This is a genomic window from Limisphaera ngatamarikiensis, from assembly GCF_011044775.1.
Taxonomy (GTDB): domain Bacteria; phylum Verrucomicrobiota; class Verrucomicrobiia; order Limisphaerales; family Limisphaeraceae; genus Limisphaera; species Limisphaera ngatamarikiensis.
In genome coordinates this window covers 502-8805 of record NZ_JAAKYA010000078.1, presented here as the reverse complement: position 1 = coordinate 8805, position 8304 = coordinate 502, and the positions used below count along the sequence as shown (strand labels likewise).

Genomic DNA, 8304 nt, shown 5'->3' with positions numbered 1-8304 from the left:
CCCCCCCCCGCCACTCGTACCGGCTCTTTCGCCAGCGCCACCGGCGTGACTGCACCCGCTTGGCCAGCCGGCAGCCCGCCACGGGCACCTCATCCCACCCCGCCCGGGCTCAGCAACCGCGCCATCCGCAGCAGATTGGAGGCACCCACCACAAAGCCGCCCCCACTCCAGCGTCCGTTCGCATCCCCCACCGACTCCGCCGCAAGCCCCCACCGTCTTGATCCCGCCCACGATCTTCTCCACCCGCTTCCGGATCCCTTGAGTGAGCCCGTAACCGGCTCAGCAGTTGCCCCCGACAACCGAACCTCTACACCCTGACCACAGAGGTACAGAGGAAAGGAACCGCAGATACACAGAGGACGCAGAGATTCAGCACGGACAAGGCCGGAAGCGAACGATGCAACGCCAAGGCGGTCATCTGGCCAGGAGGGACTCCCGCGGCCCTTTGGCGCTGCAACACGGGGGGTCGTGCACCCAACCACGCTGGCATCACCACCGGCGGTGGATGCGTATTCCCGGGAACCGTGAAGACGCCGTCCCGCCCGTCCTGGCGGATGCTTCAGGGTGCCTTCCATCTGGCGATAGCCGGGGAGGGGCACAGTCTTCTGTGCCCGCCGGTTGCGGGCCGCGACGACACCGCCGGTCTCGTCGGGCGGGATGCCCGGGCGCCCCCGGGTCACAAAGCCCCTCGAAGAGGGGAGAGTTTTCGAGGTTCGCGTCGACCTGGCGGTTGACCGTGCGCAGCGGATGATGCGATGGGCTGTGGCGTTGAGGTCTGGGATGGTGACAAAGTCAGCTTGAGCTTGCGCCTTGCCGCGCAGAGTCCTCAAACGCCTCCCACACCCTTCAGCTCAAATGTCTCAGCTATTTTTCGGCCTGTTAACCAGGTCCGTCCTGCACAGCCCCGGGCTTTTCGAGGGGAGACAACGCGGTCTCCGACGGGTCTTCACAAGCCGCGGTCCCGGCCGCCTCCCGGGTAGCCCCATGCGGAGGCCCATGATCCTACGAGCCGCGGACGGGCTCGACCCAGGTCGTACCTCCGTGGTCGGGATGACTCCAATGTTCACCCACCGACCTCATAACACCACGGACCGGCCGGCCGGGCAGCGCGGAAACATCCTAAAAGCCGCACTTGTACTTTACCCGGATCTGGCCAGGAGACCGCTGCGAGGGTGTGTTCCAACGCACTTCAACCGGCCGGTCATCAAGTTCGGGACAAACCCAAACCTGCAATCACCCACTGGGATGCGGCCCTCCGCCATGTCGCCGCACCTCCGGGATTGACGTCCAAAACGACGCTCCCTCAACCTGTGCACGAATTTGCAGGGGTAAATTGGCCGAGCGAACCATGCACCAGCTTCCACGATTTCTCCTGCTGTTCTTGGCCTGGGTCTGCTCCTGGGTTCGTGCCGACAGTGCGGTACCCGAAATCCGGCACCAGGACTTCGGCTACCGTCTCCCCGCCCCGGAAGATTTGGGGTTGTGGTGGTGCGAGGCAGCCCGCAAGGTGGCCCGGGACCGCGCTCTGCCCACCGCCCCAACCGCCGCCGTGGCATTGGAGGCCGCCCGCAACGAGTACGAATCCTTCCAGTTGGTGATTTGTCCCCGCTCTGACCTCACCCTGCAGGCTCTACGGGTCGGTCCCTGGACCGGAAACGCCCCGGACGGGTCCGATCTCATCCGGGACTTCCCCTGCACGATTCACGTGGTCGAGTACGTGCCGGTCCTTGCTCCCAGTGACAGCTGGGGCGCAGCCGGTGACTGGCCCGACGTACTGGTACCTTTCTCCCCGAACCTGGCCCTGCCCGCCGACCGCCATCAGCCCGTTTTCATAACCCTTTTCATCCCACCAGACACGCCGGCAGGCCTCTACACCGGCGCATTGGAACTCGAGTTTGAAGGGGATCCGCCCGTCCAGGTACCGCTCCAACTTCGCGTCTTCGACTTCACCCTGCCCGAGGCCACTCACACCCGGACCGCGTATTACTCGGATGTGCACGTGGATCCCACGTGGCACCGATTGGCCACACCCGAACAACGACAGCAAACCTGGGACCTGTACATGCAGATGTACCGTCGGTATCGCATCGCCCCCTATTCACCGCATCTGTACGCGCCGATCACGTGGAGTTATACGAACGGGACCCTGAACGTGGATTTTGGCCCCTTCGACGCGGTCATGAGCCGCTACCTCGATGAATTTGGCTTCAACGCCTTCAACCTGTTTGGTCACAAGTCCCCGCCCTTCCCCAACCCCCTGGGCGGGTACTATGCCTACAGCACCAACTGGTTTGTGCGGTTTTCCGAACTCATGGACCGCATCGGGCACCACCTGCGACTCCGGGGCTGGATGGACCGCGCCTATTGTTACTGGGCTGATGAACCCCAGGGCCCCCGTTTCAACGAAATCATCACCGGCATGGATGCCCTGCGGGCCGCCGCCCCGGATCTCCAGCGACTTCTCACCTTCAACACCCCCCCTGCCGAACCCTATGACACCTCGCTCAACGGGCGGGTCGATATCTGGACTCCCATGGCCCACCTTGCTGTGACGCCGCGCTTTACCAACCGGCCTGCCCTGGGCGAGGAACTCTGGTGGTACGTGGCTGTGGCACCTACGGCACCCTATCCCAATTATTTTATTGATCACCCGGCCGTGGCTCATCGGATTCGGTTTTGGGCGCAGAAAGTCCACGGCGTCACTGGCGATCTCTATTACGCCATCAACATGTGGATGGGGCGTAATCCGTGGGAAGTCACCCGGACCTGGGATTGGTCACCGGCGAACGGGGATGGTGTCCTTGTGTATCCACCCACACGCGTACCGCCGTCCCAGCCGGTGATCGCGGCGCCGCTGCCCACGCTCCGCCTCGAGCAGGTCCGGGATGGTCTGGAAGACCTTGAGTATTTCTGGTTGGCCGATCAATGGCTGGAACGCGCCACGCACGAACACGGACCGGAGTCCCCCATCGTGAACCAGCTCCGATGGGCTCTCTCCAATGCCCTGGCCATGGTTCCCCACGTCTCACGCGTTCAAATGGACGTGCCCGCCATGCTGAACGCGCGCAGAGCCCTGGCCGAAGCCATTGAGGCCGCGGAGGACGGCCGTCTCTGGTGGGTGACCGAGCCCGTTGACCGGGCCGCGGGTCCGGGCGAGCGCTGCGTCCTGTCGGGCGAAGCCCTCGGTTGGCCGCCGCCCGTCTATCAGTGGTTCTTGAACCACCAGCCCATACCCGGGGCCACCAACCGGCACCTGGTGGTGGAATCCTTCGGGCCGGAGGCGGAGGGCGTCTATTACCTGGTTGCCGCCAACAGCCGGGGCGCCCTCACCAGCCGACTCGCCCGCGTGTGGGGCACATGGTCCAGGGCCCCCATCATCGTGCAGCAACCGCGGGGTCGGGTGGTTCCGGAAGGTGCGTCCGTGGTCCTGACCGTCGCCGCTGTTCCCGAGGAAGTCCTCGGTTACCAATGGTACCGGGACGGAGAGCCTCTGTCGCAGCCCACCGCCACAAATGCCGCACTTGACCTGGGACGTGTAACGACCGCCGACAGCGGAAACTACTCCGTGGTCGTGTGGAATGCTCAGGGCAGTGTCACCAGCGAGGTCGCCACCGTGATCGTTGCCGGTTTCTGGTCCACACGGACCCTGGTATCCAACGTCCAACCCTGGTCCGTCTGGCTCGATCCCTCGCCTCCGCCAGACGACTGGCTCTCTGCCGGGTTTGACGACTCCGACTGGACCGTGTTCCAGGCTCCACTGGGGTTTGGCCGCTCGAACCTTGTCACCGTACTTGATCCCCGCCACGCCAGGCTTCCTCCCACCATGGCCCTTCGGACCGGTTTTTACGCTCACTGGCGTCCTGGTTCGACCCCCACTCTGCAGGTCGTGGCTGCCGATGGCGTGGCCGTTTACCTCAACGGCCACAGGGTCCATACATCAGGCGTGCCCGAAGGCACCGAGCCGCCCTGGGGCCCCGCCACGGCTCCGGCGCCGCCCGACGCCGACCCCGTCAGCGTCCCGATTCCCGCCGAGGCCCTTGTGCCCGGCTGGAACACCCTCGCTGTCACTTTCCACCGTTTTGTCGCTGATGATCCCCCGGTGGCTTGGTGGAGTTTTGATGATCCGGACGGCTGGGGACAGGATGAGCTGCAGGGGCATCCCCTGACCCTTCGGGGCGCGGGTCCTGCACTCGTGCCCGGGATCGCAGGTTGGGCGGTCACCAATGCCGGTGCTCAGGGCTGGTTGGAAACCGCTGACAGCCCAGCGTTTCAGATCCAAGGACCCTTCACGGTCGGTGGGTGGTTTGCCTTTGGACAACAGACCGGCGATGACCCCGCCAGTATTGCCATTGAAAAGCCGGATGAATGGGCCCTGTACTACACCGGCACGCGACTCAACCGCTACCGATTCCGCCTGGGCACCACCGAAGTGCAGGACCCCACCTCGGGCACCGTCTCCGGTCAGTGGCGGTTCGTGGTGGCGTGGTTTGACGGCACCAACGCCTCCATCCAGGTGGACGGCGGGCCCGTCACCTCGGTGCCCGTTCAACCACCCGCACCCGGCAGGGAACCCGTCCGGCTGCTGCGTCGAACCGGTCCCCTGGGCGGTTTTGCTGCAGACGAGGTCTTCTTTTACAACCGGGTGTTGAGCGCGGAGGAACGCAGCCAATTGCGGCAGCACGGCGTGGCCCGCCTTGTGCAGACCCAGTCAGCCCGATTTTATTTTCAACTCAGGCTCACGGGTGAGGTTGCCACGCCACCCGTGCTGACAGGCGCGGTCGCCCGTTTGATCCACCCCGCCGGCCGAAGCGCGTGGCTCAGCCTTGGCGCTGTCAGTGCCTGGCCGGTCCGGTATTTCTGGCTCAAGGACGGCGAGCCACTGCCCGGAGCCACTCAGGGACTGCTTCGCTGGGACGCCCTCCAGCCGGGCGATACCGGTTGGTACAGCCTCGTAGCCAGCAACATCGGCGGTGCAGTCACCAGCGCGCCCGTGCGCGTGGCAGTGGTCCTCCCCCCGCAACTGCACCTCATCCGAAGCATAAAAACGGGCACGTGGCAACTGGCATGGTCCCATACCGTGCCCGATGTCACGGGCATCCTCGAAACTTCGACCAACCTGACCGAGTGGACCGAAGTACAACGCTGGAGACCATGGCAGTGGCCCTCCGAGCCAGCCCTCACCGTCCCGGCCGCTGAAAACCAAAGGTTCTACCGACTGCGGCTGGAATGGTGATCCGGCACCCTGCCAATGCGATGGGCACGGGCCAAATCCGGACGAACTGGAAAGGACAGAGCCATGCTGCAGCCGGCCCTGCCGTGATGAGCCCGGGAGGTCTGCCCCTTCGACAAATCACGCTCCGGCTGGCAATCCGATCGGATCCCGGGTATTGTGGGTGAACCGTCAGGAAGGCCGGGCAACTGTTTGTGATGCGACAACCGTCCATGCCCAAACCTGCCCCGCCCCTGAACGCAACTGTTCCGGGATTATGCCCACGAAGCCACACATCCTGGTCATTGGGAGCTCCAACACCGACCTGGTGGTCAAGGTGCCCCGGCTGCCGGCGCCCGGAGAAACGGTCCTGGGCGGGGATTTCGCCTCGGTTGCCGGGGGCAAGGGTGCCAACCAGGCCGTGGCCGCCGCCCGCGCCGGAGCGGCAGTCACATTCGTCGCGCGCGTGGGCGATGACGCCTTCGGCCGACTTTCCCTCGAAGGTCTCCGCAAGGAGGGCATCCATGTGGACTACGTGGTGACGGACCGGCAACACCCCTCCGGCGTGGCCCTGATTCTTGTGGCACCCGACGGCCAAAACTCCATTGCCGTGGCCCCCGGCGCCAACGCACATCTCACCCCGGCGGACGTCCATCACGCCGCTGCTGCGTTCCGTTCGGCGCGTCTCGTGGTCATCCAGCTCGAAATCCCCATGCCGGCCGTTCAGAGTGCCCTCGAACTCGCCGCCCACCACCGCGTGCCGGTCCTTCTCAATCCCGCGCCCGCCCGGCCCATCCCCACCGATTGGTTCCGCCATATCACCTTCCTCGTCCCCAACGCAAAAGAAGCCGGCGCACTGACCGGGATCGAGGTTACCGATCCCGACACCGCCATTCGTGCCGCCGCTCGACTCCGGCACAAGGGCGTCGCCCACGTCATCGTCACCCTGGGCGACCAGGGGGTTGTTCTGGACGCGCCCCGCCTGCACAAGCACCTACCCGCCCACCGCGTCCATGCCGTGGATACCACTGCCGCCGGCGACGTCTTCTGCGGTGCGCTGGCGGTCGCGTGGACGGAGGGACGGCCCCTGCTGGAAGCGGTCCACTTTGCCCAGGCCGCCGCGGCCATCTCCGTCACGCGGTTCGGTGCCCAACGTTCCGCCCCCACACGCGCGGAAATTGAACGGTTCCTTCACGAACATCCTCCCGCATCCGCGCATTCGGTTCCCCGCCAGCAGGCCTGACCCCCAATCCCCGTCACCGACACACCGGCACTCAACGGGTCACGTTGCCATCCCGGCGACTGAAAAAGTCGAAACCTTCACGCCCCCGCGCCCTGCAATCCGCCGCTCCAGAACCACAAACTCCGGGTGGCAATCCGCTCCATTACCGCGCGGGTGTGACCGCCGAAAGCACCATCAGCCGGGGTCACTTCGAACCTCGGTCTGTGTGCCGCCTGCATCAGCGGCATCAGACCGCGATCATGCTTCCGCACGGCCAGACAGCGTGGACCGGCCTTGGGCCCCGGGTCGCCTCCCGGAACGCCGACGGCCCAACCTGGCCTAAAACCCTCCCAAGCCCTCCGGCAACGCCGTGCCTTCCGCCCACGCTATCTGCGCCCGCAACAAATCATGCAGCGTCAGGATCCCCACCGGAACCCGGCCCGATCCGTCGCACACCACCAACATCCCCAACGGCGAATCCAGCAACAGCCGTTGCGCCTCCCGAATGCTCGTGGCCGGGCCACACACCAAGGCCTTTTGCAACCGGGGCGGCCTCCGTTCCTTCCATGCCGTCTCAGCCTCCTGCCGCGTCAACACGCCGGACAGCCGCCCTTCCAGCATCACCGGAAACCGCTCGTACGGATGGGATCGCAGCAACTTCCTCAAAGCCTCCGCCTCCAGCGAGGTCGCCACCACCGGCCGCGGGGTCATCAGCGTGGTGACCGGCCGTTCCTGCCACTCCCGCAGATCCCACGGCGGTACCAGGTGTTCCAGCCGATGCCCGTCCTGCACCAACAGCGCGTCATAAAAGTTGTGCCGCGACATCCGCCGACTGATCGCCTGACTCACCAGTGCCCCCACCATCAACGCCGGTACCAGAGCAAACTCGTGGGTCATCTCAAACACGATCAGCAACCCCGTGATGGGTGCGTGCACCACAGCGCGGGTCCGCCGCGGCCATCGCTGCCACAGCTCACGACCCCGGTCCCCGATCCGTCTTGGCAAAGCTCCCAGGTCCATCCCGGCTCAAAAACTTCGTCAGCTGCGGATCCCCGCAAGGCCGACGAAATCCGGGGTCCAATCTGGGCGCCGCCTCAGGTTCGAGGCTAGCAGACATCCAACCCCGTTCCAGAAGCCCGGGAAGCCCCACCACGCCCCATGCCACCCTGCAGAACCGCACCGTCGCCCGGTCTTCCCGCCAACAAAACCCGATGGCCCCGTCCCCTGTGCGCATCCCTGACGCCACCGGGCATTGACCTCATTCCTCCGGCCCGACTCCGGCAGCCTCGTTGGGCAAAGCTCTCACAGCCCGGCTGGCACGCCAGCGGGCGTAATTCCACGAACGCCAATCCCCGGCCGCGCGTCGCCACCGCCCCAGCAGCTGCTCCTCCAATACCATCCGTTGTCCCCGACTCAACCCATCCCACGCCTCCACGATCACCGGTACCGCGTCCGCCCCCAAACCCGCCAGATATCGCACATCCAGCCGGCCCTCCCGCGCCGCCCGCGCCAGGTTCACCCGCGCCACCCAACCCTGTGGGTTGCATGCCCCCACCACCAGCACCCACACCAGCCCGGCAAGCCAAACCCCGATCAGGAACCGCTCCGGTCGACCCCGCCAAACTGTCACCCCGAACCAGACCATCGCAGCCGCCACCCACCCCAAAAACGCCCCGGCGTACACCCGGCTCTCCGTCAACCCAAACAACCCCACATACAACCCCAGCCTCTGCACCGCCGACACCATCATCCACCCAACCCAAACCCGTAACATTCCTGACAACCCACGATACACGTTCCACCCCAACCGGTTTGTCCGATCCAGGATCGCTCCCCCCAACCAAACCACCCCCGGCACCAAGGCCGGCCACCT

At 65.5% G+C, this 8304-nt stretch carries 4 protein-coding genes; 2 read left to right on the top strand and 2 right to left on the bottom strand.

Features of this window, described 5'->3' with window-relative positions:
• Positions 1-1348 precede the first annotated feature (1348 nt).
• Both G4L39_RS11505 and rbsK read left to right on the top strand, forming a co-directional pair.
• Positions 1349-5233: an immunoglobulin domain-containing protein gene (locus G4L39_RS11505; RefSeq protein ID WP_165108331.1), complete on the top strand. Its 3885-nt coding sequence runs from the start codon at positions 1349-1351 to the stop codon at positions 5231-5233.
• Positions 5234-5486: 253 nt separating this feature from the next.
• Positions 5487-6452 carry a ribokinase gene (gene rbsK / locus G4L39_RS11500; protein WP_165108330.1) on the top strand — a complete coding sequence of 322 codons (966 nt, stop codon included), beginning with the start codon at positions 5487-5489 and terminating at the stop codon, positions 6450-6452.
• Positions 6453-6770: 318 nt separating this feature from the next.
• Here rbsK and G4L39_RS11495 read toward each other — a convergent pair whose 3' ends face one another.
• Together G4L39_RS11495 and G4L39_RS11490 are read right to left on the bottom strand one after the other, a co-directional pair.
• Entirely contained in the window at positions 6771-7451 is a 681-nt protein-coding gene (locus G4L39_RS11495; protein ID WP_165108329.1) for a CBS domain-containing protein, read from the bottom strand.
• Positions 7452-7689: 238 nt separating this feature from the next.
• Positions 7690-8304: DUF4153 domain-containing protein (locus G4L39_RS11490; RefSeq protein WP_205880975.1), on the bottom strand; the 615-nt coding region annotated here is incomplete at its 5' end.